Below are 26,963 nucleotides of genomic sequence, written 5' to 3'. Positions count from 1 at the left end.
AGACTATTCAGAGGGTAATTGTGCGGGTGATGTTGTTTCTTCAGATTGCACAATCTGTTGCATTCCCTCAGTCACATAAACTTCAACATCGCGCTGAATAATCGATTCGACTTGTTCACTGAAAATTGGTAAAGCTTGGCGATGATTTTCGTAAGTTCGATATGCGCCGCTAAGCTGAAAGAATTGCCAACCTTGGGTTTTGAGCAGTTCTGAAGCTCTGCGATAACTGTACCAACGCTTGCCGTACTGATGAAATTCTTCTAAGGCAGTTCCGATCGCAATTGCTGAGCTAATCGCTACGGTAGCGACTTTGATCCCTCGCTCAAATATCTTATCTTCATTGAAGTTGAGTAATACGATGATCGGCAAAATTGCACTCAAGACAATCGTCCATTTTCTGCCGCTTTGATGTCGATCGCGCATCTTATTTGATTTGCCTTCCATCCAAAGCACTTGTTCGAGCCAACGGAGCTTCAGATAGTCTTTGCCAGATTGCTCTAGATCGAGCCGCTCAATCATCCCTTCAAAATCAGATTGAAGCTTGTTGTTGTAGTCAACTTTGGGTTTATTCATTGAATTTGATCAACAAATTTGCGAATCGTCTCTAAGTGTTCAATTGTAAATTCAGCGTCGTTATGTTTTGCACCTGGAATAAATAATAATTGTTTCTCTGTCGGAGTTGCGTTATACAAAGCTTGGCTCATCGCAGGTGGAACAAGCTCATCAGCATCGCCATGAATGAAAAAGGCAGGGATTTTCAGCGATCGTACTTTGTCGATCGAGTTAAATCGTTGCGTCAAGATGATCTCTAAGGGAAAGACGCGAAAGTAAGGATTTCTTTCTGCCATATCTTGCAGAGAAGTGAATGTGCTTTGGGTGATTAAGGCTCTGGCTTCGGGATGTTTGGTAGCGAGGTCGATGGCGACTGCTCCGCCGATCGAGTATCCATAAATCGTGATTTGCTTGGGTGGGATGTTGCGTGTCTGAGTTAAATAATTCCAAGCGGCTTCTGCATCGGCATACACTTGTGATTCTGAGGGAAATCCGCCTTCGCTTTTGCCGTAGCCGCGATAGCTAATCACAAGTACTGAGAATCCAAGCTGATGAATGCGCTCCATTTGGTCAATGCCGCCTAATGTGCCGCCGTTGCCGTGAAAATACAGCACGGTTCCTAAGTTCGGCTTGCTGCCTTGTACCCACCAAGCATGAATTCGCTCCGGTTTTCCAAGCCAGTTTTTTACAGGAATCCAAATTTCTTCGGCAGATAAGCCTAAATCGGCAGGAGTTTGATAAATGGTGCGGGTTGGGAAGAAAATGAATCGAGATTGAATCAGAAACAAGACGAAACAGACGATCGCATAAATTCGCAATACGATCGCTAAAATCTTCCACAATAGCTTGGGATGGAATTCCATTGACATCTAGCCTTGAGAGTTCACCGCTCAACGATTCTAGAGTTTATTTTTGCGATTGGTTAAATCTCGATCGGATTTCAAGTTTTGTTCCAATATGTGAGCAAGCTGGATATGTCGTTGGAATTTGGTGATGGTAAGTTGTCTGTTCAGAGATCTGGGTTAGCGGGTTCATTAAAGCGATCGATGATTTCTCGAATCTCGCTGGCTGCAAGGTTAGTTTCATCCGATTTGGAATACAGAGTAACCAGCAGAATGCAAACTTTGTCTCTGCGTTGGTAAATGACTCGATAGCCTGCACTTTTGCCTTTCTGAATGTCGCTATTTCTGACACGGACTTTGAAGACGGTGTAAGTTGTGCCAGGAATTTGATCGCCGGGGCAGTTGCCGCTTGCGAGATCGTCAAATAGAGATTGGAGATCCGATCGAATGCTGCGATATCGTTTTGCTAGTTTGCGAAGTTGTGACTGAAAGTCGAGTGAAACTAAGATTTCAATGGCAGAAGACTCAGGCATCAATGTCGTCCCACAGTTCAGAAATGGGCTTTACTCTGCCCGCTTGGATGTCTTGCAAGGAAAGCCGCAAATGGGCCAGGATGAGTTCGTTTGGGTCGTCGTCAGGATCGCTTGGAGCAGTTAGGATTTTGCGATCTACAAGAAGCTGGTAAAAGTCATCAACATCCATCTCAATAACTTGGGCAGCTTGCTCGATGAGCAGGATTTTTTGTTGGAAGAGTGCGATCGCGAGTTCGGTGAGGAGTTCGGCTTCGCTGAGGTGAAGAGAGTCGGGAAGGTCGATCGTGATTTGCATAAGTTGAGCGATGAGAAGAGATAGTTTGATTTTAACTTGAGGTTTTCTTTTGCCGGATCTCTTCAGCGGCTTTGCGGTTGCCTTGGGCGATCGTGATGGTTTTACTCTTTGCTATTCTTCGCCTGCCATTTGTAGCACTTGTTGATAAAACGCAGGGCTTATCCAGGTTCCCTGGTCGATTAATCCGTTTAGCAAGGGAGAGACTTCACTGATGATTCTTTGCTCTCTGGCAAGAAGCAGAATTCCAATCGTTCCAATGATTGGTAATCCTAAAGTTTGAGCAAGGTTGCGCCCTGCTCTTTCATCCATCAGCAATCGATCGGCTTGCAATTCTTCTGCGAGTGCAATTGCAGCACATTCACCTCGATCGAGTCCAGGAGTTTTTAGAAGTTGTTCAATTCTTTCAGGCTGTTGGAGGGGTCGTATTTCAATCCAAGTTGCCTTCGGAATCAACAGGCTAGCGGGATGATTTCCGGTCGTGAGTTCTGCGTGAACCGTTGGGGGAATGAGAATTTTGGTAAAGGGGGAAGATAACAAATCGAGGCGATCGATTTTGGCAAGTTCGCTGAGGGGTGTAGTGTTGGAAACAATGATCACGATTAGAGCAAATTGCGGGTTTCAGCAATTTCTTGAGCGAGTTCTTCTGGAGTTTGTTCTGGAAAGGGTGAGATTTTGTACTGTGCCATTAAATTCAGAATTTCTAAACGGCTGAGGTTGAGACTCTGCGCTGCGTAACCTGTGCTAATGCTGCCGTGGCGTAGGAGTTCCATAATGTAGGACTCACGCGCTTTGGATTCGGCTTGCTGACGAATGGCATCGTCTAATTGAATGTCTGGTGAGAGGTCGATCGTGATTTGCATGAATCGAGTAGAGAAAGAGGATAGTTTGATTTTAACTTGAGGTTTTCTTTTGCCAGATCTCTTCGGCAGCTTTGCGGATGCCTTGGGCGATCGCTAAAAATGCTTCGTCTTGATTGTTCCAAGTTGTGACGGCTTTTGCGCCTGCTCCGTGAGCGATGGGAAGGGCTTGGAGTTTGCCGAAGGGGGCGGATTCCCAGTCACAGGGTTTAAGAATGATGGGGATGATGCGGGCTTCGCCTTTTGTGTGACGATCGAGCGCGCGAGTGAGTTCTGTTTCGTAGCAGTAGTCGGAGGCGAGAAAGTTGGCGCTGATGAGGAGCAGGATGATGTCGGCGGTGTTGAGGTTTTGATCGATCGCGGTTGCCCATTCGGTTCCGGCGGTGATGTCGCGATCGTGCCAAGCCGTGATAATTCCTTGACGTTGAAGGAGTTTGAGATGTTTGTCGAGTTCGTCGCGGAGGGTTTCGTCTGCGTGGGCGTAGGAGTAGAAGAGGGTGAGTGATTCAGTTTTAGGAGATGGGCTGACATCGGGGGTGGATTTGGCAGAAGACTGCATATGAGCAATCTGGTTGCCTTGCACTGTTTCAGCAAGGTTGCCAATGTTTGCGCCGCGAAGATCAAATTTAGGAGCGTCTGACATTGCGATTGTAGTCCTGAATCAGTTGCTGAACGAGAGTTTGAGAGACGTGGAAAGAGGTTTGCTGAAGTTGTACGATCGCGGTTGGAAAATCAATGAGTCCTGCAATTCCGGCGCGATATAAAATGCCGAGCGTCCCTGTGATTGTGAGGTTGAGTTGTTGGGCAGCAGCACGAGCATCAAGGTCATCAATGATAACGAAATCGGCTTTGAGTGCGACTGCAAGTGAGAGGGCTTCGCGTTCTCCAGCGCCGAGGTTGGTCGGTAGGGGAAGTAAAGGTTGAGGAACGGTTTGGATGTTGAGCCATGCGGGAGGGTTTTGAATCCAGTTGCAGATGGATTCGCCTGCTTGTTCGTTGAGAAGCTCTTGTTGAACGGCGGTTGGAATGAGGATGGTTTGAAACAGTTGTGGAAGTACCTCAATGTGGTCAATCAAAATGAGATAGCAGATGGGAGAGGTATCACTGATGATGATCATGGAGGGCTCGATCGAGAGCTTGAATATCTTGCTGAACGTCTTCTAAGGTGAGAGAGTGCATGGCTCCGTTTTCCTTAAGGAAGGCATCGGTTGCAAGATGGGATGGGAGATTTAGCAGGTGTTGGACTTCGGCGGCGGTGATGAGGTGATTGGTGTAGGCTTCGAGAGCGATCGCTTCGAGGGCGCGGCGGGAGAGTTGGGAGAGATGGGGTTGTAGGCGGTGTTCGAGATCGGGGGGAATGGGGATGTTCATTGGGGTTCCTCCGGTTGGGTGATTTGATTGCCTTGGACTTCGTGAGCGAGATTGCCGATCGTGGCTCCTCTTAGATCGTAGGTGATATTTGAGCGATCGCTATTTTGTGGAGTTTGTCGATCGTCTTTCTGTGCTTCTAGATAGGCTTGATAGATTTCGTGATTGTAGTATTTGCAATTCTTCTGGATAGCTTGAATTGTTTCTGAAACATAAACTTTGCCAGAGCAATTAAATTCCCATAATCGCTTCAAAATTTCTGGATGATTCGCTTTGGTTAGTGCTTCAGCAGTCCACCAACGCGCTAAATTCCGCCCCCTCTCTAGTAGCTTCATCAAGATAGAAACGCCGCCAGTGTAACCCATAAGTGCTAGAGCGTAAGAAGCATTCTCCTGAAATTCGGAGTTTCTATTTTGCAAGGCAGTTTGCAGCACTGGAACGCTTGCTCTGTCATTATGAGTTGCTAAGACAGTTGCAATGGCACCAAAAAGGTCGGAATCATTTTTATTTAATGCGTCTATCAAGTCCTGAACTGATAAAGATCCTTTGATTTTACCTAAAGTAGATGCGATCGTACTTCTTGATACATATCCACTTTGAGCAATAGAGGATGCATTATTCTGAATAGTCAAAAGGATTTCTTTCAGCATCGGAACTGCTTCTTCAACTCGGCAAGCACCTAAGCCATAAATTGCATCATTCATAAATCTATAGTGTTTATTCCTCAAAATCTCTAAAAGTTCTGGGATAGCCTCTTGTTGCCCCAAGCGACCTAAAGAACAAGCTGCTAAATACCGAAATTCCTGATTCTCAGACTTGAGATAACTGCTCAAAACGAAAATTGATTCTGGACTACTGATTCTATCTAGAGTTTTAACAATCATTCGGTAGAATCGCGAATCAGATAGCTGTACACATAGCTCCTCAACTATTCTTTTGTCTTGACATCTCTCTGATGCTTGGATAGCAATTCTGCGAATACATGTATTCTTGCTTTTGAGTAGATCTATAAGATGAGATAACGCCTCTGGAGTTTGTAATCCAGCCAGAGCAAAAGCTGCCATTTGACGGACGAAATACTCTTTGTGCTTATCGTGAATTAGCTCTAGAAGCCTTGAAGTTACTTCATCAGGGTTATTTAACTTGATAAGCGCTTCTACTGCTTCTAAATTAACACTTGTATTCTTGTCTGCTAACCGCTCTATCAGATGTATGAGTGCCTTAGGATCACCTATCATACCTAACGATCTAACTGCGCTAATACGAACGCAATCATCTTGATCGTCTATGAGTTTAATTAGTATTGGGACGCTTTCCTGAATAGCTAGGTGTCCTAAAGCTTCAGCAGCAATTTCTCGAATTAAAAACTCCCGATGGCTACTTGCTTCCTGTAGCTCCGACAGAACACTGCTTGATTTGGTCTGACCTAATAATTCAAGCCTTAAGTATTCTGATAGTTGCTCCTTTTGCGTATGTTGATTAAGAGCTGCAATAGTCTTATCCTGAAATTCTGTCTTCACCTCTCCTGCCAGTCTTGCGCCTAATAATAAATCGACTCTCAGCGCCAACTTCACCAACCGTTCGCCCCGTACTTCATCCGCAAATGCTAGCATTAATGCCACAGGCTCCGTCCACTTCAGAAAATTCAAAAACTCTTGCTTAAATTGCTCACCATCTTCTAGATCGAATTCTTCTAACTGCGCCAATAATGCTTCTGCCGCGTAATATTCTTGAATCAGTTGATGCCGAAACTCTAATTCCTCTTGGTTCGTACCCACCTGAATCAAATGATAATTCTCTAAATCCCTCAAACACTTCCGCGCTTCTAAATAGGGAAACTGCTCATTAAGAAACTGACCAATCGCTTCAACGGCTTCTTCTCTCTCAATCTCGCCTCGAAATTCAGTTGGTTCCCCTTTGTGCATCATCACCCAAGCTAACTGCCGAAGCACAAGTTTCCACAATTCGCGATCGCTCTCGATCCGCACCCCTTCTTTCAAATTCCGCTCATAGTGCTGCGTAAACTCCCGAAACACCAACCCTAAATTCTCTGGAATCTTGCCCGTTCTGCGAAATACCTCACAGAGCATCTCAAGCAGCAGTGGTGTTTTCCCTAGCTCTTTTAATCGATCGCTTAATTGCTTCAGAAATTCTTCAGTCTGTTCTGGAAAAGATTCCCCCACAAATTCCCGCAGTTGAAAAGGGGTCAAAGGCTGCATCTCTAATTGCTTCTCAATTCCCAGATAGCCACCGCTTGCTAAATCGCGAGTGGTAAAAATCATCGACACATCAAGATTATCCTCTCGAAACTCCTGCAATTCCCGTTGTAATTCTTGTCTAGGAATTTCGTTAATGCCATCCAGAAGAAGTAACAGTCTTCCTTCAAACAAAAGATCTTCGATCGCTGTTTCATCCAATCGCAACCGTCCGCGCCATAAAGCTCTCTGAATCAACTTCAAAATCGACTGATCAGATTTCAGAGGCACTAGAACTGGAATCGGCAAGGATGAATTTTCTATTGAGCGCGTTGCTTCTTCAATCAATAATTGATTCAACGCCGTAGACTTACCTGATCCGGGTCGTCCGACCAATACAACATGCTTGTGTGCAGCACAGAAATCTCGAATGCCTTCAAGAACAGGAACGGGATTCACTTTTTCTTCCGGTCGTCCATCCTGCTGCTTCTCTGGCACTTTCTGCGCCATTAATCTGAGTTGGGGTCTTTCTACTGCATCGGTTGAGACATAGAAAGATTGTTGCTTTCGAGAAGCATCCTCGATCGATTTCTTTAAATAGGATTGGAAATCGAGAGACATAGGAGAACGCGATCGCAAAACGCCATGTCTTTTATTCTACATCGCGCTTTTTTTCTGTTGCTCGATCGAACCTGCAAACAGAAGTACGGAGCAAGAAGAGTGGGGAGTAGGGAGGTACAAACAGAACAACTCCCCACTCCCCACTAAACTTAGAACGGCGATAGTAGCCGCAAATTCCATTCACCCAGGCAACCGTAATTCGACGCTCTGTTGAAATGACTAAATCTTAGATTTGACAAACGCAGCTAAGCGATCGAGTCCGCGCTCGATCGTATTCATATCCGTCGCGTAAGAGAAGCGAATATGATCGTCTGCGTCAAATGCAATTCCAGGAATTCCAGCAACTTTCTGTTCTGTCAGCAAACCATCACAAAACTCAAGCGAAGTCATGCCGAGCTGACTAATGTTGATAAACAGATAGAAAGCTCCATCCGGTTTTACACAAGTTAATTTGGGAATCGCAGTTACCCCGTCAAACATCACTTGTCGCCGCTCGGCAAAAGCTTGGCGCATCTTCTCGACACAATCTTGTGAACCTTCATACGCCGCGATCGCGCCATATTGAGCAAACGTACAGACATTCGAGGTGCTATGCCCTTGAATCTTCGTCACCGCTTTGATTAAATCCAGATTCCCCGCGAGATAGCCGACTCGCCAGCCCGTCATCGAATAAGCTTTGGCAAATCCATGACTGATAATTGTGCGCTCAAACGCTTCTGGACTGACAGCCCCAATGCTCAAATGCTCTGCACCGTCATAGAGCAAGCGCTCATAGATTTCGTCTGAAACCACGTAGATATTTTTCTCAACGATCACTTGAGCGATCGCGCGAATCTCATCTGGGGTGTAAACCATGCCCGTAGGATTTGAGGGCGAGTTGAGAATGAAAAGCTGCGTCTTATCTGTGATCGCTTGGCGCAACTGCTCTGGCGTAATTTTGTAGCCTGTTTCAGCCGTCGTTTTGACGATCACAGGCACACCCCCCGCGAGTTTGACCATTTCGGGATAACTCACCCAATAGGGAGCGGGAATAATCACTTCATCGCCCGGATCAATCATTGCCATCATCAAGTTGTAGAGCGAATGTTTACCGCCATTCGTCACGATGATATTTTCGGGAGCATAGGAGAGTTGATTCTCGGTTTGCAGTTTGTGCGCGATCGCTTCTCTTAAGAGCGGTTCTCCAGCAGCAGGGCCGTATCGAGTTTTACCTTGTTTCAACGCATCAACCGCCGCTTGCTTGATATGGTCTGGTGTATCGAAATCGGGTTCGCCTGCGCTAAAGCTACAGACATCAATACCGTCACGCTTCATCGCCTTGGCTTTTGCGTCGATCGCGAGGGTGAGCGATGGAGTCACCTGACTTACTCTTCCTGCCAGTTTCATATCAGTTCCAGAACGCGGAGGTTAAATTAGGATTTAGATCTTAACGTGATCCCCTGATCTTAAATGCTAATTTTTTTGGGAATTCAGGTTTGAGAGCAGCCTAAATTTCTTGTTATCCTGATTAAACTTCATTGAGCTAAACGCTTATGAGTGATGATCACGCTCAGATTCTCAATCGCTATCGCAAATTAGACAAGATCAAGCGCCAAATCGTACAGGTGTTCTCGGTTATGTATGAACCGATATACCGTGCAGCTTGTTTGAAATGTCTCCAGCATGCGGGGATCAGAGAGGGTGGGAAAGTCTTGAGCGATGCGATGCTGAAGACGAGACTCGATCGCTTAATTAATGATGAAATTTTAGTGCAAGTTTCAAACGGGTTTCAGTGCAATCCAGCGATCGTTGAAATTGCAACTCGGGACGCGATCGCAGACAACAAGTTTGAAACTCTGGTCGCCGCCACTGAGGCAGTCAATCCCATTCAAGTGCTCTCAGGCAGCGCTAAATATTTCAAGACTGAGCAACAGTTTTTGCGCGAATTTCGCATCGGCATTTATCGAAACGATCTCACCTACGCCAGCAAACAGTTTGAGCACTACTCTCGCTACAGTTTCAATCGAACAAAAATCACGATCGATGAAGCGATCTTTCAAGTCTGTAATCGTTCATTTGATGCAGAGTGGGTGCGCTCATTGCCAGCACCTTTATATGAAACAGTCCTCCTCGGAATTTTGAATCATTCCGTGCAGCAATTCGTTCCTGCGAATGAAGCATTTACACTGCTTCAGGAAGATTGTCAGCAAAACAAGACTAAATTTAGTTGGCAACCGCTGCTTTTAGTCGAGCAACTGTTATTGAGAGGACAACTGGCTGAAGCACAATCTATTTTAGAACGCTTACCCGCAGAGCCAAGTGCCGCATTATCCGGATGGCTAAAAACGTTAAGCGGGGATTTCGAGACTGCGATCTCACAATATACGATCGGGCTTGCTGCCTTTCGCAAAGCTATCGGCAAACGCAAAGCCTATTTCAGCGGGCTACTTGGCATCTTTTTCATCTTGGCATTGCTAAAAGCGGGATCGACCGCTCAATTGAGTGAAGCTAAAACCTATGCAGGAATTGGAAAACAGGCAAAGAATTGGCTGAGTCCAACCTATGAAACGCTAGAGAAAATCATTCAGCTTCAGCAAGGAGATATTGCTCAGAAAGATTGGATTCTCGATTTAGCTCCTTATCGACATCAGCATGGCATCGAAACAATTGTGAATGCACTCGTCGTGTACTGGACAGACACATCGACTGCGAGATCCAGACTTTCAAGTGGACTCAGCGCTTTCTATGCTCAAGCTCAAGCCTCAGGCTATTACTGGGTCGCGCTCGAAGTTGCTATGTTACTCTCGCGATTCAAACCCAAGAGCGAATTTGTTGAAATTGCAGAACAACTTCAGCGATCGACCGAAATTGTTCCTTTAGTTGATTTAGTCAAGTCACTCGAACCTTGGGAGCTTTGCCTAAATGCATTGACAAACCTCAATCAAGCTCCCGTTGTTTCTGAACCTTCCGAAACAAAACAGCGCTTAGCTTGGTTTATTACAATGTATGCTAGCTCTTGGACAATTCAACCCAAAGAGCAATCTTTGAATGCAAAAGGCGAATGGGGAAAAGGTCGAAATGTTGCCTTGAAGCGTTTAGTGCGATCAAGTGAGGATTTTCCTTACTTAACCGAGCAAGATCAGAAAATTTGTGCTGGACTCAAAGCTTATTCATCAGGCGGATATTATGGACAGGTCGATTATCGATTTGACGAGAAAGCAATTCTAGGTTTAATCGGTCATCCCTATGTCTTTTGGGACGATGCACCGGGCACAAAGATTGAGGTAGTCCGAGGTGAGCCAGAATTGATTGTGAAAAAGGGAAAGCACGATCGCTTAACCTTAGAACTATCTCCGGCTCTCAAAGACAATCAAAGCATTTTATTAATCAAAGAAAGTCCAACTCGGCTGAAAATTATTGAACTGACGGCTGAGCATCGACGAATTGGAGAAATTCTAGGATCGCGCAACAAATTAGAAGTCCCTGAACAAGCGAAAGATCGAGTGCTCAATGCGATTCACGCAATCTCTGGACTGGTGACCGTTCATTCAGATATCGGTGGTGGTGTGAGTGCTGAAGAAGTACCTGCTGACCCAACTCCTAATTTTCATCTTCTGCCTGCACGATCCGGGCTGAGAGTTGCCGTATTAGTTCGTCCCTTTGCAACGGGTGGATCATACTATCGTCCTGGAATGGGCGGAGAAACTGTCATTGCAGAAGTCGAAGGTCAGCGATTACAGACTACACGAGACCTGAAGCTAGAACGAAAATTGGCAAATGATGCCATGCTCGACTGCGATATTTTAATGGAACATGAGCAAGAAGATGGCGAATGGCTCATTGAAGATCCAGAGGATTGTTTGGAGCTATTGCTAGAGCTTCAGGAATTGGGCGATCGCATTATTATTTCTCATCCCGAAGGTGAAAAGTTCCGCATTCGCCGCGAAGTTGGAATCGGCAATTTTCAGATGAAGATTCAACGCCAGCGAGATTGGTTTGAAGCCAGCGGTGAACTGAGAATTGACGAAGACTCAGTGCTGGAAATGCAACGGCTGTTAGAACTATTAGGACAATCGAACAGTCGATTTATTCGTCTAGAAGATGGTCAGTTTCTCGCACTCACCAAAGAGTTTCGCAAACGACTCGATGAATTTCGAGCGATCGCAGAACAGCAAGGCAAGAAAACTCGATTTCATCCGCTTGCCGCAGTTGCGATCGAGGATTGGATCGATGAAGTTGGCGAACTAGAAGCCGATCAATATTGGCAAAAACACATTCAAAAACTCAAAGAAGTCGAATCTCTCGATCCGGTTCTTCCTTCAACGCTACAAGCCGAGCTTCGCGACTATCAAATCGAAGGATTTCGCTGGATGACAAAGCTTGCTCACTGGGGCGTAGGAGCCTGTTTAGCTGATGGAATGGGATTAGGCAAAACCTTACAATCGATTGCTTTAATCCTCACTCGTGCTGCGAATGGAGCAACGTTAGTCATCGCTCCAACTTCGGTTTGTTTGAACTGGATTAGTGAGGTTGAGCGCTTTGCTCCAACATTGAATGTTGTTCAGTTTGGAAGTGGCGATCGCCAAAAAGTTCTCGATCGTCTACAACCGTTTGACATTTTGATTTGCAGCTATGGCTTACTTCAGCAAGATGACGTTGCCCAGAAGCTAGCTCAAATCGAATGGCAAACCATTGTGCTCGATGAAGCTCAATCGATTAAGAACTTTGCAACTAAGCGATCGCAGGCTGCAATGAACCTCAGAGGCGGCTTCAAACTCATTACAACCGGAACCCCGATCGAGAATCACTTAGGCGAATTGTGGAATCTATTCCGATTTATCAATCCTGGCTTACTCGGTTCACTCGAACAATTTAACGAACGTTTTGCGACTCCAATCGAACGATTTGAAGATAAACAAGCCCGAACTCGCTTAAGAAAACTGATTCAACCATTCATCCTGCGCCGGACTAAAACTCAGGTCTTACAAGAATTGCCTTCTCGAACTGAGATTGTCCTTCATGTCGAGTTGAGTACTGACGAACGACTTTTCTATGAAGCACTGAGAAAAAGCGCAATGCAGCGTCTTGCAGAATCCGATGCAACTGCGGGACAAAAGCACTTGCAAGTCTTAGCTGAGATTATGAAGCTTCGTCGATCGTGCTGTAATACTCGATTAGTAACTCCCGACTCTCCACTTCCTAGTGCGAAGCTGCAACTGTTTAGCGAAGTGCTAGAAGAATTGCTTGATAACAAACATAAAGTTCTCGTCTTTAGTCAATTCGTCGATCATCTCAAGATTTTGCAAGAGCTATTACAAGAAAAAGCGATCGCTTATCAATATCTCGATGGTTCGACTTCAACCCCTGAACGCAAGAAGCGCATTAATGCTTTCCAAGCAGGTGAAGGCGATGTGTTCTTAATTAGCCTGAAAGCAGGAGGAACAGGACTCAATCTGACAGCCGCAGACTATGTGATTCATATGGATCCGTGGTGGAATCCAGCCGTTGAAGATCAAGCTAGCGATCGTGCACACCGAATTGGTCAGCAGCGTCCTGTGACAATCTATCGACTCGTGGCAAAAGACACGATCGAAGATAAGATTGTCGATCTCCATCAACACAAACGCGAGCTAGCAGATAGCTTACTAGAAGGCACAGAAGTCAGCGGCAAAATCTCGACCGATGAACTGCTTCACTTGATTCAAGAAGGTTAAATCAGTTCAAGCTTTGCCAGTACCAATCAAGTTTCTGAAGAGAATGCGATCGCAAAGCACTTTGACTTTAAGAGTAGCAATCGTTAGATTCTCGTTCAATTTCTGATGGCTCCGAATCACTCTGATGACTCCGAACAAGTCTCTGAACAATATGGGCAAGAAATTCCTTCTTGATATAGAGGAGAGGCTTTTTCATCGAGAGAGATTGGATGTCCGCAGGCATAGCACATATCATACGAGCCATCTTTGACTCCTTGCGTCACTGCCACCCGTTGGTCAAACACAAAACATTCACCCCGCCACAAGCTCTCCTCTGAAGGCACTTCTTCTAAATACTTGAGAATCCCGCCTTCCAAGTGATAGACCTGCTTAAATCCTTGAGACAGCAGATACGCCGAAGCTTTTTCGCAGCGAATTCCACCTGTGCAGAACATTGCAACTTTCTGGTGCTGAGTCGGGTCAAGCTGCGATCGCACATAGTCTGGAAACTGTCGAAACGAAGCCGTTTCAGGATCGATCGCACCTTCAAAACTGCCAACACTGACTTCAAATCGATTGCGTACATCAATCACGATCGTCTCAGGATCAGAAATCACCGCATTCCACTCTTGCGGTTTCACATAGGTTCCAACTTTCTGAGTCGGATCGACTTCGGGAATTCCTAAGGTGACGATTTCTTTTTTGAGTTTGATCTTTAAGCGATCGAACATCCGCGATTCGGTTTCAGATTCTTTCACGTTCAGGTCAGCAAATCTTGAATCGCTGCGGAGATAGTCGAGAACTTGAGCGATCGCAGATCTTGATCCAGCGATCGTGCCATTAATTCCTTCCTGCGCCAGCAGAATCGTGCCACGAATTTCTTGCTCTTGACACAGAGCCAGTAAAGGAGCGCGCAACTCCACATAATCTGGGAGAGAAACGAACTTGTAAAAAGCAGCAACCAACATGAGAGATGAAGAATCAGGGATTCTAGTTTAGCGTTTTCTGTCTAAATAATAAAAACCGACAGTCTTCCTGAGAAATCTGTCGGCCAGTCGTGTGTTCCCTGTTGATGACTCGGCTAAAGTTGAGTCTTCTACAGTATGTCTGTGGTTAATGATACTGTGAGTGATCGAGATCACACAAGTGGATGATTCTAATCATCGATAGATTAATGTCCGCTCATCGCTGCATCGAATCGACGGTTAATCTCTTCCCAATTCAAGACATTCCACCAAGCATTGAGATATTCCGGTCGTCGGTTCTGATATTTCAAATAGTAAGCATGTTCCCAAACGTCATTTCCCATAATCGGGGTATGACCATCAATCAGTGGGCTATCTTGATTCGGTGTTGAGAGAATCTGCAAATCGCCCTGCTGCGATCGCACAAGCCAAACCCAACCGCTACCAAAACGTTTTGTACCTGCATCATTAAACTGCTGCTTAAAGGCATCAAAACTACCGAAGGAATTATTAATCGCTTCAGAAATTGCTCCAGTCGGTGTGCCGCTACCATTTGCACCCATAATTTCCCAGAACATCGTATGGTTCACATGCCCACCCGCATTATTGCGAACAGTAGTACGAACATCTTCCGGGACTCGATCGAGGTGAGTCACGAGATCCTCAACAGACATACTTTGTAGGTCGCTATATTTCTCGATCGCTGCATTCAAGTTATTCACATAGGCAGCATGGTGCTTATCGTGATGGAGTTGCATCGTCGTTGCATCAATATAAGGTTCCAACGCATCGTAAGCATAAGGTAACGGTTTCAGTTCAAAAGCCATGATTTGAATCTCTCCAATGAATTGTCCGAAAACTTGTTGGCTGAAGTGACAAGTCAGCTTTAATATCTAAATCATAGTCATTCTGATTTTGAGTTGCATTAGTAAATCCGAAATTCTAGGGCGGGTTAACCGTACAATTAGGGGCAAAAAGCCTTTTGAATCCGAATATTTTAGAAAATACTGACAACATCTATCTTGATACTGATTCTCATTAAAAAAGGGGCGTTTGCCCCTAACATGGATAATTCTTGATTTCTACAAACTTCGCTCAGTCGTTTCAGCGAAACGTCTCAACAATGCGGACAAAGAACTCGACACCCATCCCCAATACCGTTTCATCAAAATCGAATCGAGGATGGTGGTGTGGAAAATCTAATCCTTTCTCTGAATTAGCCGATCCTAAGAAGAAATAGCATCCTGGAACTTCTTGCAGAAAGAACGCCATATCTTCGCCCCCCATCGTTTGGCAATCCGGCACAACTCCTAAGGGCGATTCGATCACCGTTTCCGCGATCGACCGAACTAAATCCGCGATCGCGCCATCATTAATCACAGGCGGATACAGTACGTCATAGTTGAATTCATACGTTGCGCCATGTGCCTGACAAATCCCTGCAACGATCTGTTCAATCCGTTGCGCAAAATATCCCGCATATTTGGGGTTAAAGTAGCGGACTGTGCCTCTGAGCCGCGCTGAAGCCGCAATCACATTACAAGCTGTCCCAGAATGGAATTCACCGACCGTCACGACTGCTGAATCGATCGGATCAACGTTCCGCGCCACGATCGTTTGCAGCGCATTCACGATTTGAGCACCGACCAAAACAGAATCGATCGTTTGTTGCGGAATTGCTCCATGTCCGCCTTTCCCAACGATCGTGAAGTCAAACGTTTCCACGGCTGCCATCAATGCCCCAGTCCGCACACCCACCATTCCCAAGGGCAAATTATTCCAAATATGCAATCCGACGATCGCATCGACATCTGGGTTTTTGAGAACCCCTGCTTCGATCATCGGTTTTGCTCCACCTGGCCCTTCTTCAGCGGGTTGGAAAATGATTTTTACCGTGCCTGAAAAATCACGATGTTGCGACAGATAATAAGCCGTTCCAAGCGCGATCGTTACATGTCCATCATGTCCGCAAGCGTGCATCAGTCCATCATGCTGCGACTTATAGGGCACATCATTTTGCTCTTGAATTGGCAACGCATCCATATCGGCTCGAATTGCCAAGACTCGACCCGGACGATTTCCTGCGATCGTGGCGACAATTCCGGTTTTTGCAATTCCGGTTTCGTGTGGAATCTGCCATTCCTGAAGTTTTTGGGTGATAAATTCAGCCGTTAATTGTTCGCGAAAGCCGAGTTCAGGACGTTGATGAAGTTGTCTGCGCCAAGTGACCAGTTGAGCTTGCAGCGATCGAATTTCTAGTCGAATTTGTGAAACATCGACTGAAGGCGAACTTAGGAAAGTAGAAACCATGATAGGAAAAACCTTTTTCGTGATAGAAAAACTCTAAGCTTAGACTTCCACTATCGCAAACTTCACTCCTGATGGGATCGTGCCCTAAAAATAGAAGCCGGATTTTTCAGAAAAATCCGGCTTCTAGCAGCTCTAGTAGTTCATCACAAAATCTGTAGAGGATAAGGAGCAAGCTAAGCCTGGTTTCTCCCCACTCCCCATCTCCCCACTCCGCTTACACTTTCTCAGCCAAGCGATAAGCACTCGTCAATTTCTCAAGTTGCTGCACCAACAAACTCAAGAACAAGCCTACATCGGTCACAACGCCAACCGATTCAACCGAACCACGATCGCTGAGTTTCGTCACCACTGCTGGATTGATATCAACACACACCATCTTCACGCCCGATGGGGTCATATTGCCTACCCCGATCGAATGCAACATCGAAGACAACATCAAAATCATGTCTGCGCCTTCAATCAAACGCGCATAATCTTGCTGTGCTTCGATCAGATCCATCTTCGTATCGGGCAATGGACCGTCATCACGAATCGATCCAGCAAGCGAGAATGGAATATCATTCCGAACGCATTCGTACAAGATGCCACTCTTGAGCACACCTGCTTCCACAGTTTTGGCAATGCTACCGTAGCGCCGGACTGTGTTGATCACTTTCAAGTGATGGCGATGCCCACCTCGGACAGAAACCCCTCGTTTCATATCCACACCGAGCGATGTCCCGAGCAATGATTGCTCCATGTCGTGAACTGCGATCGCATTGCCACCGAGCAATGCCTGCACATAGCCTTCTCGAATCAATTTCGCCAAATGTTCGCCGCCGCCTGTATGAATCACAACAGGGCCTGCTGTCACCACGACTCGACCGCCTTGATCGCGAATTTGCCGCAATTCCCAAGCAATCTGCTCAACGACTAATTCCACGCGCCGCTCACTCGAAACGCCTGCACCCATAAAGCTAAATTCTTGAGTGTTGCGCTGATCGCGAGTGCTCGTCTTCCGAATTGTGCGAATGCCTTCAACTCCGACCACAACTCGATCGTCGGTCGTCAAATCTCGCAGTAATTTACACTGAGCACTTTTACCATCGGCGGAAACTGCGATCGCACCATCCATTCTCTGACGATCGACTCTCACCCATTCGCAATTCACCCGAACCTCGGTTGGATAAATCGTCGTCACATAGAAATCATCCGGTGCAACGCCATCTTGAACCACTGCCTCAAGTTCAGCATCACAGACTTCGGTTGGACGCGGCAAGGCTCCTAAATCGATCAACTGTGACATGATCGTTTCCATCAGATCATGCGACGGAGCCGACACCTTCACTTCCGCAGAAGACGTACTTTGACGCTGTGTTCCCAAGCTGAAATTCAAGACCTGGAAGCTTCCCCCCGCTTCAACAATCACATCCAATGCTCGGTTGATCAGACCCGAATCGAGCAAGTGACCTTCAAGTTGCACCACTCGGCTCTCGATCGTTGCCACTGCATGAAGTTCCACCCGGACAGGTTCAGTGACCCGTAAGGTCAAACATTTTGCGGCTCCTCCAGCTTTGAGAAATTCTGTCAGCGGCGTTTCTAGCACTGTAAATCCGGCATCTGCTAAGCGCTGTTTCAGTTCAGCACTTGCTTTATTCATAATCACAATATGATCGAGATTCACCGCATTACACGCGAAATTCACCGCATCAGGTTCTGCGATCGCGATGCGTTTCTCAGCGGGAACTCGCATCTCAATCAAGCGATTAGAATACGCATCAAACGCAGGTGGATAGTAAAGCAAATAGCCATTGCTCAACGGACAGAAGCAAGTATCTAAGTGATAAAAGCGCTCATCCATTAAGCGCAGTGATAACACTTCAACATCCAGCCATTTTGCCAAGTAAGGATGCGAATCCAATTCAGATCGGAAGCCATACCCTGCCCAAAGCCAGCGTCCTTCACGATCGAACAAAGCATCGCCCGCGCCTTCAAACGGCAGTTCTGGCGGAAGCTCGTACACGGTGAACCCATTGTTCTCGAACCATTCTTTGAAAAAGGGTTCTTCTCCCTGCCGTTCCTTGTGATAAAAACGACTCAAGACAGCCGTATCTCCTAGTACTAAACCCGCATTAGCGGTAAAGACCATATCGGGGACACCTTTTTGTGGCGTGACTAGATCCACGATCGCATGTTGCTTGATCAAGTCATGCAAACCGTGCCATTGTTCTACTGCGCGATCGCGCGACGACTTGTGAATATTCCCTTCCATCCACGGATTAATCACATAATCCACATCGTAATGGTCAGGAGCACACATCAAAATCCGAATCGAAGATGTCATAGAGAAAAATCTGGGTAAATGTGTATTCTGGGGTGTCCCTCAATGAATGAGAGTGTGCACCCCAAGGTTGTCTCGATGTTGTATCGATGACTACAGGACATCCTGGGCTAACGTCGAACTTGTAGCGGCAGACATTCGATCCATTCTAAGAACAAAGGGAACGCTTAATTCCTAAAATGTGTCAGCAAACGATGAACTCATGAAGAGAGGCTTAATGCGATCGTAGCGCTCACAAACTGCATTAGCCAACCTTCTCGTGCTCAACGACGGCAAGATATTCCGAAAATATTTAAATTAAAAAGAGCATTCTGAATCTCAGAACGCTCGCAAACCAGAAACGAAGTTAACGCTTTGAGATGAAATGCACCCAGAACTGATGATCTGTACAGCAAGTTTGATAGATCAGATTGTAGGAATAAGTCAGTCCTGCACCTGTGGTGTAGATATCGTAGTGGCTGAGTTCAGGATTTGGATCAAACATTAATTCACCATACGGATCATTGACGATAAAGCCTTTTTCGTTGTAGCCAATGATGCAAATGATATGTCCGGATGGAGTAAAGTAACCATGCACGATCGCTGGATTGCCCTGAGCTAACCATTCCTTAACTTGCTCAAAGCTTGCAGTTTGTGTAAAGCGATCGTGGCAGCCATAATCTTCAGCGACTTGAGCGATCGTTGCGGGTTCATGGCGATCTAAATTCTTTTCAGTGCAATAGCGATCGAGTTCATCAGGAAAGCGGATACTTGGATTACGCGGAGGAACTCGGAAGTAAGACAGCACCATTGCAAGACTTGTAACATTGCAAGTTCCGTACGGATTATCGGAGTTATCTAACTGATCGAGATAAGGTACGGCTAAACGAGTGGCTTGCGGAAAGTTCACCTTTCCATCTTTGAGAATGACCGCATGACGTTGGAAGATCATCCAGGTTTTTTGACCTTGAAACGATCGATCAGCAAACGTAACTTTGAGATGGTCTGCAACAACAGTAAACGAGCTAATCTCTAAAACCGTTTCGGCTGCGATCGACTGTTTCTGATCGGCAGGAAGCTTGCTAGAGTCGATGGGCTGCTGCTTGAGAACTGAATTGACTAAGACTTTGAGTTGTAGCATCTGACGCTCCTGACAAATGGTTGCCTGTGACAACAGGGAGACGCGATCGGTTTGCGGATGAAACAAAAAAAGATAGAGAAAATTTTCTCTATCTTTTCTGAAAGATTAGGAGCGATGACAAGTTCCAACTAGGATTCTTAAGATTGCGTCGCCGAATTGCTACGCAGTATGAGTAACCTTGCTATACAAGAATTCTAATGCTCGGTTCCGTAGATCAGAGGATCGCGCCACAATCATCGATTACATCTGTTGAGTAAACAGATGTAATCTCGTAAAACCGTTACTTGCTAGCTGTTTCCACAGCCGGGGTAGATTCTGGGATGGAATTTGTGGATGAACCAAAGGCAACCCGTAAAAAGGGTGGAGCCAGAAAAGTTGTCAGAATGACCATGATAATAATCGATACCTCCAACGGCTTATCCAAAATGCCGCTAGCTGAGCCGATGCCAGCAAACACTAGACCTACCTCACCTCGAGGGATCATCCCAACCCCGATCGCCACTCGATTGATGCCGGGTTGTCCGAACACTGCCCAACCTGTGATCAGCTTGCCGATAATCGCTACCACCATCAAAAAGATAGCAATCAAGAGACCCGCCCGATTCTCCGGTACTGTCGGGTTCAACACACCGAGGTCGGCACGCGCTCCCACTGTCACAAAGAAGATGGGTACCAGTAAATCGGCGATCGGTTTGATTAATTCATCTAACTCGTTCCGGGCATCGGTTTCATCGAGCACCAAACCCGCTGCAAACGCGCCCAAAATCGCTTCGAGATGAATGGCATTCCCTAAAAATGCCATAAAGAACGCAAAGATGAATGCCGGAATAACAATATTTCCACGGGTTTTGAGCTTATCTACGATCGCTACAAAAGTTTTGTTAAAGATACCCCCCAACAAAATTGAACCCATCAAAAATGCCGTCGCGCTGACAATCAAGTAAATGACATTGGTAACATCAATCTCACCCGTTTTAGCTAAGCTAGCGACGACAGCTAGAACAATAATGCCGAGGACATCATCAATCACTGCTGCGCCAACAATGATTTGCCCTTCTTTGGATTTGAGTTGACCTAGCTCTGACAACACTTTAGAGGTAATGCCGATACTCGTTGCCGTTAATGCGGCTCCCGCAAAAATTGCTGGAATTGCTGCGACATGAAAGAGCATCATTAACCCTGCCGTACCCGCTGCAAAAGGTGCTGCGACTCCGACGCAGGCGACCACCGTGGCTTGAATTCCCACTTCTTTTAGCTGTCGCAGATCGGATTCCAGTCCAATTTCAAACAGCAGAATAATCACGCCGATTTCAGCCAGAACCGAAATCACTTCACTTTGCGACTCAAAGATCCGAGTCATCGCATCCGGTGCTAACTGATTTAATCCTTGCAGCGCTGACATAATCACCGAGTCAGAGGCAGATAGCCCCCCTTCGGGAAAGATCACCAGATGCAATGCCGAAACGCCGACAATCACACCCGCGACCAGTTCCCCCAAAACGGGCGGAAAATCTAATCGCCTAGCGACTTCTGCGCCGAGCTTGCTGGCTAGGTAAATCACCACCAGCGTCAGCAATACGCCAGACAGAATTAGGGGTGAATCTTCAGCAACAGCGGTCGCCAGGAATGGTATTGGAGTCATGAGAGCGGCTATCCCCCCACTAAAAGGATGCAGAATGTTGGACAAAATCATGAATTTAGAACAACGAAGGTTAAGGGTTTGAAAGATTCATCAAACTGCGGACAGTTATGAAAAAAGCAACCGATCGAATCAAAGACTCTCATGCTTTGGATGCGGTTGCCTGGATCGAGACAAGCCTATTAAACCGACAATGAAAGCTATCAAAGAAAATCTAGAATTTTCAAGGGTTCCAGCCTCAAAAATGCACTCTCAATCATTGCCGGAGTCATAGCTTTCAATGAGTAACGGGGGCAAATGAGTGTTGAGATGATCTCAACAGCCCTCTGGTCCACAGAAACTTCTCCCGTACAGTACCTCTGCTTCACAGAGATAGGCAATGCCCGCATAATCGGTGAAAAACGTCAATGCAACTTGATCTGCAATTTTCTCAGCCATCTCCCGAGTTTCGGTGAGGATCTCGAACTTCACATTCGAGTCGGTGTCGGCAGTGTTGGGTTTACCTGTAGAGCGCACGTTGCGACTGCCTTTACCGCCAGTGTCCACCACTGTGTAACCGGTTGCCCCGCATTCCTCAATGATCTTGGCGACCTTTTTCAGCAGAACCTTTTCCGTAACGATGACAAGCTTGTTGGCTTTCTTAGACATATTGGCTGTTTCCTTAAACGATGTACATTAACATGCTGGGTCTGTCGAGCTAAGGGAACACCGACAGACCACGGCCCGTCATTATAGTCCGCCGATCGCTTGGGCGAGACCGACGAAGAACGGGATACATAAGCCGATCGCAATGGGTGTACCGATGGCTGTGGACGCGCCGATATAGGCAGAGGGGTTAGCCGATGGGATACCCGCTCTCAACGTGGGTGGACCTGAGATGTCTGAACTAGAGGAAGCAATGACAGCCAGGATCACGACACCGCCCATGCTGAATCCTGCAACGTAGTGGGCAATCATGCCGAGACCAAAGGCGATTAGCCCATGCACAAACGGTGCTGCCACGCTATACACGACATACCATTGAGCCACCTTGCGCAGTTCGCCAAGTCTTGACCATGCTTCCATGCCCATGACCAACATCAAGATCGAAAGCAAGCCGCGAAAGGCAGGGTCGTAGAAACCTTTATAGACACTCTCTGGTCGGGTGAATATGCCAAGCGCAAGACCTAACAACATTGCTGATAAGGCAGGACCCCGAAGGCTTTCCTCAATGATCGGCCATATCTTGACCCGATTATTCGCAGCCCCTTGATTGCTGAGATACTCCTGCTTGCTGAGATACTCCTCCTCGGTGAGATGCGCCTGTGCAGCCTTCAGCTTCTTCTTGTTGAGATAAATGTTGGCGACCACAATCGCAGTCACGAGGGCGGGGATATCCATAAAGGGATAAAGTGCGCCTGCCCATGCCTCGAATGGCACTTTTTGTTCTTCCAGGACTGTCAGTCCAGCAGCCATCGTGGAGCCACTCACGGCTCCAAACAATCCTCCAGTCGCGATCGCATCGACGACTTTGACCTTTGGCAGCTTCGCCAATGTATAGCGCGCGATGAAGACAACCAGAATCCCTACGACTACTGCACAGATCATGGGTAACACCATGTCCGCCAGGTTGGAGTTACGGATAGCAATGCCACCGGTCAGACCGATTTTGGTGAGCAGCATGAAGACGATGATTGTACAAATCGACTCGGGAATTACCAATTCACTCCCGAGAGCAGCAATGATCATCCCACCAATCAAAAAAGCGAGTGTTGGGGACTGCAACTGCTGCACGAAGTCCATGACAAACAAGGACAAAAAATCCATAAATACCTCCTTCTCCTCTGTCGAGGAGTGTTGCAGTGAATGAACTGAATGAACTTTCAAGAGTTAATCGAGAGTAAGAGTGAGGCGCTTCACGCTTGAAACACATGTGGCGCATGAAAACCTGTAGTCAGGGCGCTCACAAGGGTCACTCTCCAAAACGAGTCTAAAAATTGAGCCATGTTCCTCTCCAAAAAAGGGGCTGAACTGCACGCCGTTGCTCAAGAACATTGGGCGCAAAAATCCCTAGATTAATCTCATGAATTAATCTCAACAGCGTCTGATTTTGAAGTAGTTGATCAATGTCAGTGGGAAAATCATTGATTTCAATCAATCGATATGATTGACCCCACGAACGATTTGATTAACTATATTCAGTTCAAGTAAATGATTGAAATAACCTTATCGTTATTTCTTGTATTCCGTCTAGTCTTAAATAGATGAAAATCCAAGAAAAACCAAATGGAGCGAATAAGAAAAACCTCTTAATTCGCTCTAGACTTTTGAACAGTATTGATATTTGTTGATAGATTGGCGCTATTTCATGGGCATCTACGAACAGTATTGAATTCGCCCAATCTTGAGTCCTAAGAATATCTATAATTAAGCTTCTTCTTCTATTTTGTAAATCAAGCGAATTGGACAGAATCCAGAGAGACGTTTTGGCGATGAGAGAGAAAAAATAGATGCGCTTCTTATAAATCGATTCAAAGTAGCGCATCTGTTCAACTACTTGGGACAGGCTTCGGTGCAAGCAAACTTTTGAGAGCGTTGGGCATTGCATTCGTTCGGTAATGAAGGGAATTCAATACTAATTTTTAGTATTAGATTTCAATTGAATGCCCTTCACTGGCTCCTGAAGATTAGTTACGTTATTCGTCGTCGTGAGCGAAGCGATTATAGAGGAAATCCAATGCATAGTTTCGCAGTTTGTAATACTCTGGTGTTTCCATCATCCGCCCACGATTTCGAGGACGGCGGAATGGAATCTCCATCACTTCTCCAATGCTTGCCGCAGGTCCGTTAGTCATCATCACTAATTTATCTGCAAGAAATAACGCTTCATCAATGTCATGCGTAATCATCAACACCGTGCATTTGTGAGTGTTCCAGATCTTCAAAAGTTCTTCTTGCAATTCTTCTTTGGTGATGGCATCTAATGCACCAAATGGCTCATCTAAGATCAAAACTTCTGGACAAATGGCAAGCGCACGGGCGATCGCAACTCGCTGTTTCATCCCACCTGAGATTTGGGTGGGCTTTTTCTCCATTGCATCGGCTAGCCCAACCATTGCCAAAAAGTCTTTGACAATCTGAGTTTTCTCAGATTTGGGCTTGTCAGGGTAAACGACGTTGACCCCGAGATAGACGTTTTCAAACACGGTGAGCCAAGGAAGCAATGCATATCCCTGGAATACGACCATACGATCGGGACCAGGTTTCTCGATCGGTTTACCTTGTAGCAGGACAGAACCTGTGGTGGGCTTGGAAAATCCGCTCACCATGTTGAGCAAGGTAGATTTTCCACAACCCGAGTGACCGATAACGCAGATGAATTCACCCTGATTAACAGTGAGGTTGACATCTTTCAAAACCGTGTAGTCGCCATTTTTAGTGGGATACACTTTGGAGACTTGATCGATGACGAGAAAGGGATTGGCTGCTCTGGACGCAGAGCTTTGTGCAGATTGTGCCGAAGTCACCATTGTTCTAGTTGATTGAGTGGTTTGCATGGTTAGGAGAGGGTTGATGTGCAGAATGAGGTAGCACGGCGGTGTTGCTGCGCGATCGACGGATCGGTGTTCTCTTAATCCTCCAAATCTGGAGGATCGAGCGAATGTGTGGATTCGCGATCGCGCACACCTTAAGCTGCCAGAATGCCTGGAGCTTTTAGCGGAATGTCTGCCATGTAGACATCGTGCTTAATCTTGAGGTGGTTGAGATAGCCGATTGGATCTTCTGCGGTAAAGGTTGTGCCATCAAACAGTTGAATTGGTCCGCGACTGTAGGAAACATCCTCTAGTTCAAGTTCACGAGACGCGATACTAAAGACACTCACCTTACAAATCCGCTCTAGAATTTCCACCCAGTTCCGCGGGAAGGGAATATCGCCCCACCGAGCCAACTGCGTCAGAATCCAAAGATGCTCTGTCCGGCTGGGACGGTTGACCCCTGCTCCAAAGAACTGAGGGTGTGAGTTCTCGCGCGGCGACCCTTTAATGTCACAAGTACTATGGCTGCCATCGCCAAGCCCAATGTAATCCATCTCACAATCGAGATATTGCGGTTGAGACAGAATCGCTTGAACTTCTGGATGATTTTCTGGATTTGCACAATAAGCACAAGCTTCGAGCAGTGCTTTGACGAGGGCAACGTGCGTGTTGGGATAGGTATTTGCCCAATCTTCTCGAACGCCTAGAACCTTACCAGGATGACCATCCCAGATTTCTAAGTCAGTTGCGATCGTATACCCAATTTTGTCGAGCGAAGCCCGAATGTTCCAAGGTTCACCAATACAGTAACCATCAATGTTTCCAGCTTCTAGCTGAGCAACCATCTGCGCTGGCGGAATGGTTGAAATGGTTAAGTCTTTATCTGGATCGACTCCACCTGCCGCGAGCCAGTAGCGCAAGAGTAGGTTGTGCATCGAAGCCGGGTGAACGACTCCGAAAGTATGCCGTTCATCTACGCTCTCAAGCAGCATCCGCTTCAGCTCAGCCAAGGTGGTAATGCCTTTGTCAAAGAATCGCTTGTCGAGCGTAATTGCATTCCCATTTCGGGTCATAGTCAAAGCACTGACGACAGGGAGGGGTTCTCCTAGTCCACCGACGGTTAACCAAACAGGCATCCCAGAAGGCATTTGTGCGGCATCTAAATATTTGCCCGCAATACCATCTTGAATTCCCCGCCAGCTTGATTCACGCACTAAGTTGACTTCATCTAAGCCATGATGGGTGAAGAAGCCTTTCTCTTTGGCAATGATCAGGGGAGCCGCAGCTGTGAGCGGGACAAATCCGATTTCAAGATTGATCTTCTCTAAGCCATGACGAGCGATCGCGGTTGTTTTTCTTGCTCTCAGTTTCTTGATCTGCTTTTGCTGATTTAGGAAGTAGATGATTTCACTGCGATAGCTGTAGTAGTTGGGATGATTGACGACTTCCATACGCTTGCGAGGGCGAGGAATGTCTACTTCCATGATTTGCCCGATCTTTGATTCGGGTCCATTCGTGAGCATGACAATGCGATCACTCAACAGCAAAGCTTCATCGACATCGTGCGTGACCATGACAGCAGTCACATGACTCTCTTCGCAGATTTTCATCAATTGTTCTTGCAAGTTCCCGCGAGTCAGCGCATCTAACGCACCGAAAGGCTCATCTAGCAGTAAGAGCTTCGGACGAGTTGCTAGCGCCCGTGCGATCGCGACTCGCTGCTTCATTCCGCCAGAAAGCTGATCCGGTGGCTTGTCCACGGCATGTCGAAGACCGACTAAATCAATGTGTTCTTCAACAATTTGGTTCCGCTCTGCTGCTGAAAGATCTTTCATCACATTGTTAACCGCCAGCGCAATGTTTTGGCGCACGGTCATCCAAGGCAAGAGCGAGTAGTTTTGAAAAACCACCATTTTATCGGGACCGGGGCGTAGGATTTGTTCGCCTTGCAGCATCACGACACCATCTGTCGGTAAATCTAAACCTGCAACCATGTTCAGTAAGGTGGATTTACCACAACCCGAGTGACCAATCAGCGAGATAAATTCGCCCTGCTTAATTTCTAAATCAATTCCCTTCAGTGCAACGTAGTTGCCACCACCTTGAAGGGTAAAGGTCTTTTCAAGACTTTCGACAGTAACAAAGGAAGTCATAACTAA

General features: G+C 46.4%; 22 protein-coding genes. 1 reads left to right on the top strand and 21 read right to left on the bottom strand.

Annotation, left to right across the window (positions count from 1 at the left end; translation table 11 throughout):
* Positions 1-3: 3 nt before the first annotated feature.
* The 11 genes from OU814_RS07060 to OU814_RS07010 form a co-directional block, all read right to left on the bottom strand.
* Positions 4-573 carry a DUF4231 domain-containing protein gene (locus OU814_RS07060; RefSeq protein WP_017289663.1) on the bottom strand — a complete coding sequence of 190 codons (570 nt, stop codon included), beginning with the start codon at positions 571-573 and terminating at the stop codon, positions 4-6.
* Positions 570-1,415, bottom strand: coding sequence for an alpha/beta hydrolase (locus OU814_RS07055; RefSeq protein WP_268181526.1), 846 nt, complete (start codon positions 1,413-1,415; stop codon positions 570-572). Before OU814_RS07055 ends, OU814_RS07060 begins: the two co-directional genes overlap by 4 nt.
* 146 nt (positions 1,416-1,561) lie before the next feature.
* Positions 1,562-1,927, bottom strand: coding sequence for a type II toxin-antitoxin system RelE/ParE family toxin (locus OU814_RS07050; RefSeq protein WP_017289665.1), 366 nt, complete (start codon positions 1,925-1,927; stop codon positions 1,562-1,564).
* Positions 1,920-2,222, bottom strand: coding sequence for a UPF0175 family protein (locus OU814_RS07045; RefSeq protein WP_017289666.1), 303 nt, complete (start codon positions 2,220-2,222; stop codon positions 1,920-1,922). The genes OU814_RS07050 and OU814_RS07045 overlap by 8 nt, the downstream gene beginning before the upstream one ends.
* Before the next feature lie 111 nt (positions 2,223-2,333).
* The gene (locus OU814_RS07040) at positions 2,334-2,819 is read right to left on the bottom strand and encodes a DUF3368 domain-containing protein (protein WP_268181522.1); all 486 of its coding nucleotides are present in this window, start codon (positions 2,817-2,819) and stop codon (positions 2,334-2,336) included.
* A gap of 2 nt (positions 2,820-2,821) precedes the next feature.
* The gene (locus OU814_RS07035) at positions 2,822-3,082 is read right to left on the bottom strand and encodes a UPF0175 family protein (protein ID WP_268181520.1); all 261 of its coding nucleotides are present in this window, start codon (positions 3,080-3,082) and stop codon (positions 2,822-2,824) included.
* Between the two features lie 31 nt (positions 3,083-3,113).
* A complete protein-coding gene (locus OU814_RS07030) occupies positions 3,114-3,722 on the bottom strand; it encodes a toll/interleukin-1 receptor domain-containing protein (protein ID WP_268181518.1) in 609 nt (202 codons plus the stop codon).
* Positions 3,706-4,197 (bottom strand): DUF3368 domain-containing protein, encoded by a 492-nt coding sequence (locus OU814_RS07025; RefSeq protein ID WP_268181516.1) that lies wholly within the window; start codon positions 4,195-4,197, stop codon positions 3,706-3,708. The genes OU814_RS07030 and OU814_RS07025 overlap by 17 nt, the downstream gene beginning before the upstream one ends.
* Entirely contained in the window at positions 4,181-4,450 is a 270-nt protein-coding gene (locus OU814_RS07020; RefSeq protein WP_268181514.1) for a UPF0175 family protein, read from the bottom strand. The genes OU814_RS07025 and OU814_RS07020 overlap by 17 nt, the downstream gene beginning before the upstream one ends.
* Positions 4,447-7,263: a HEAT repeat domain-containing protein gene (locus OU814_RS07015; protein ID WP_268181512.1), complete on the bottom strand. Its 2,817-nt coding sequence runs from the start codon at positions 7,261-7,263 to the stop codon at positions 4,447-4,449. The genes OU814_RS07020 and OU814_RS07015 overlap by 4 nt, the downstream gene beginning before the upstream one ends.
* Positions 7,264-7,482: 219 nt before the next feature.
* On the bottom strand, positions 7,483-8,649 hold the full coding sequence (locus OU814_RS07010) for a pyridoxal phosphate-dependent aminotransferase (protein WP_017289674.1): 1,167 nt from the start codon (positions 8,647-8,649) through the stop codon (positions 7,483-7,485).
* Between the two features lie 146 nt (positions 8,650-8,795).
* Here OU814_RS07010 and OU814_RS07005 point away from each other — a divergent pair, with 146 nt between their 5' ends.
* Positions 8,796-12,956, top strand: coding sequence for a DEAD/DEAH box helicase (locus OU814_RS07005; RefSeq protein ID WP_268181509.1), 4,161 nt, complete (start codon positions 8,796-8,798; stop codon positions 12,954-12,956).
* A gap of 116 nt (positions 12,957-13,072) precedes the next feature.
* Here OU814_RS07005 and trhO read toward each other — a convergent pair whose 3' ends face one another.
* From trhO to OU814_RS06955, 10 genes are all read right to left on the bottom strand, one after another.
* Positions 13,073-13,903 carry an oxygen-dependent tRNA uridine(34) hydroxylase TrhO gene (gene trhO / locus OU814_RS07000; protein WP_268181507.1) on the bottom strand — a complete coding sequence of 277 codons (831 nt, stop codon included), beginning with the start codon at positions 13,901-13,903 and terminating at the stop codon, positions 13,073-13,075.
* Between the two features lie 203 nt (positions 13,904-14,106).
* A complete protein-coding gene (locus tag OU814_RS06995; protein ID WP_268181505.1) occupies positions 14,107-14,727 on the bottom strand; it encodes a superoxide dismutase in 621 nt (206 codons plus the stop codon).
* A gap of 277 nt (positions 14,728-15,004) precedes the next feature.
* The gene (locus OU814_RS06990) at positions 15,005-16,210 is read right to left on the bottom strand and encodes a M20 metallopeptidase family protein (RefSeq protein ID WP_268181503.1); all 1,206 of its coding nucleotides are present in this window, start codon (positions 16,208-16,210) and stop codon (positions 15,005-15,007) included.
* A gap of 214 nt (positions 16,211-16,424) precedes the next feature.
* On the bottom strand, positions 16,425-18,533 hold the full coding sequence (argZ, locus tag OU814_RS06985) for a bifunctional arginine dihydrolase/ornithine cyclodeaminase (RefSeq protein WP_017289688.1): 2,109 nt from the start codon (positions 18,531-18,533) through the stop codon (positions 16,425-16,427).
* A gap of 343 nt (positions 18,534-18,876) precedes the next feature.
* Positions 18,877-19,716, bottom strand: a complete 840-nt coding sequence (locus OU814_RS06980; RefSeq protein WP_197693248.1) for a C39 family peptidase — start codon at positions 19,714-19,716, stop codon at positions 18,877-18,879.
* 214 nt (positions 19,717-19,930) lie between these two features.
* A complete protein-coding gene (locus OU814_RS06975; RefSeq protein WP_268181501.1) occupies positions 19,931-21,292 on the bottom strand; it encodes a cation:proton antiporter in 1,362 nt (453 codons plus the stop codon).
* Positions 21,293-21,604: 312 nt separating this feature from the next.
* Positions 21,605-21,937 carry a P-II family nitrogen regulator gene (locus OU814_RS06970; protein ID WP_017289691.1) on the bottom strand — a complete coding sequence of 111 codons (333 nt, stop codon included), beginning with the start codon at positions 21,935-21,937 and terminating at the stop codon, positions 21,605-21,607.
* 81 nt (positions 21,938-22,018) lie between these two features.
* Positions 22,019-23,095, bottom strand: coding sequence for a sodium-dependent bicarbonate transport family permease (locus tag OU814_RS06965; protein ID WP_268181499.1), 1,077 nt, complete (start codon positions 23,093-23,095; stop codon positions 22,019-22,021).
* 869 nt (positions 23,096-23,964) lie between these two features.
* A complete protein-coding gene (locus OU814_RS06960) occupies positions 23,965-24,825 on the bottom strand; it encodes a nitrate ABC transporter ATP-binding protein (RefSeq protein WP_326498286.1) in 861 nt (286 codons plus the stop codon).
* A gap of 131 nt (positions 24,826-24,956) precedes the next feature.
* Positions 24,957-26,957, bottom strand: a complete 2,001-nt coding sequence (locus tag OU814_RS06955; protein ID WP_268181497.1) for an ABC transporter ATP-binding/substrate-binding protein — start codon at positions 26,955-26,957, stop codon at positions 24,957-24,959.
* Positions 26,958-26,963 lie beyond the last annotated feature (6 nt).

The sequence above is a fragment of the Leptolyngbya sp. GGD genome (genome assembly GCF_026735145.1).
Lineage (GTDB): Bacteria > Cyanobacteriota > Cyanobacteriia > Leptolyngbyales > Leptolyngbyaceae > Leptolyngbya > Leptolyngbya boryana.
Note: the sequence above shows the minus strand (reverse complement) of the source record. Positions and strands in the feature narration are given on the sequence as shown.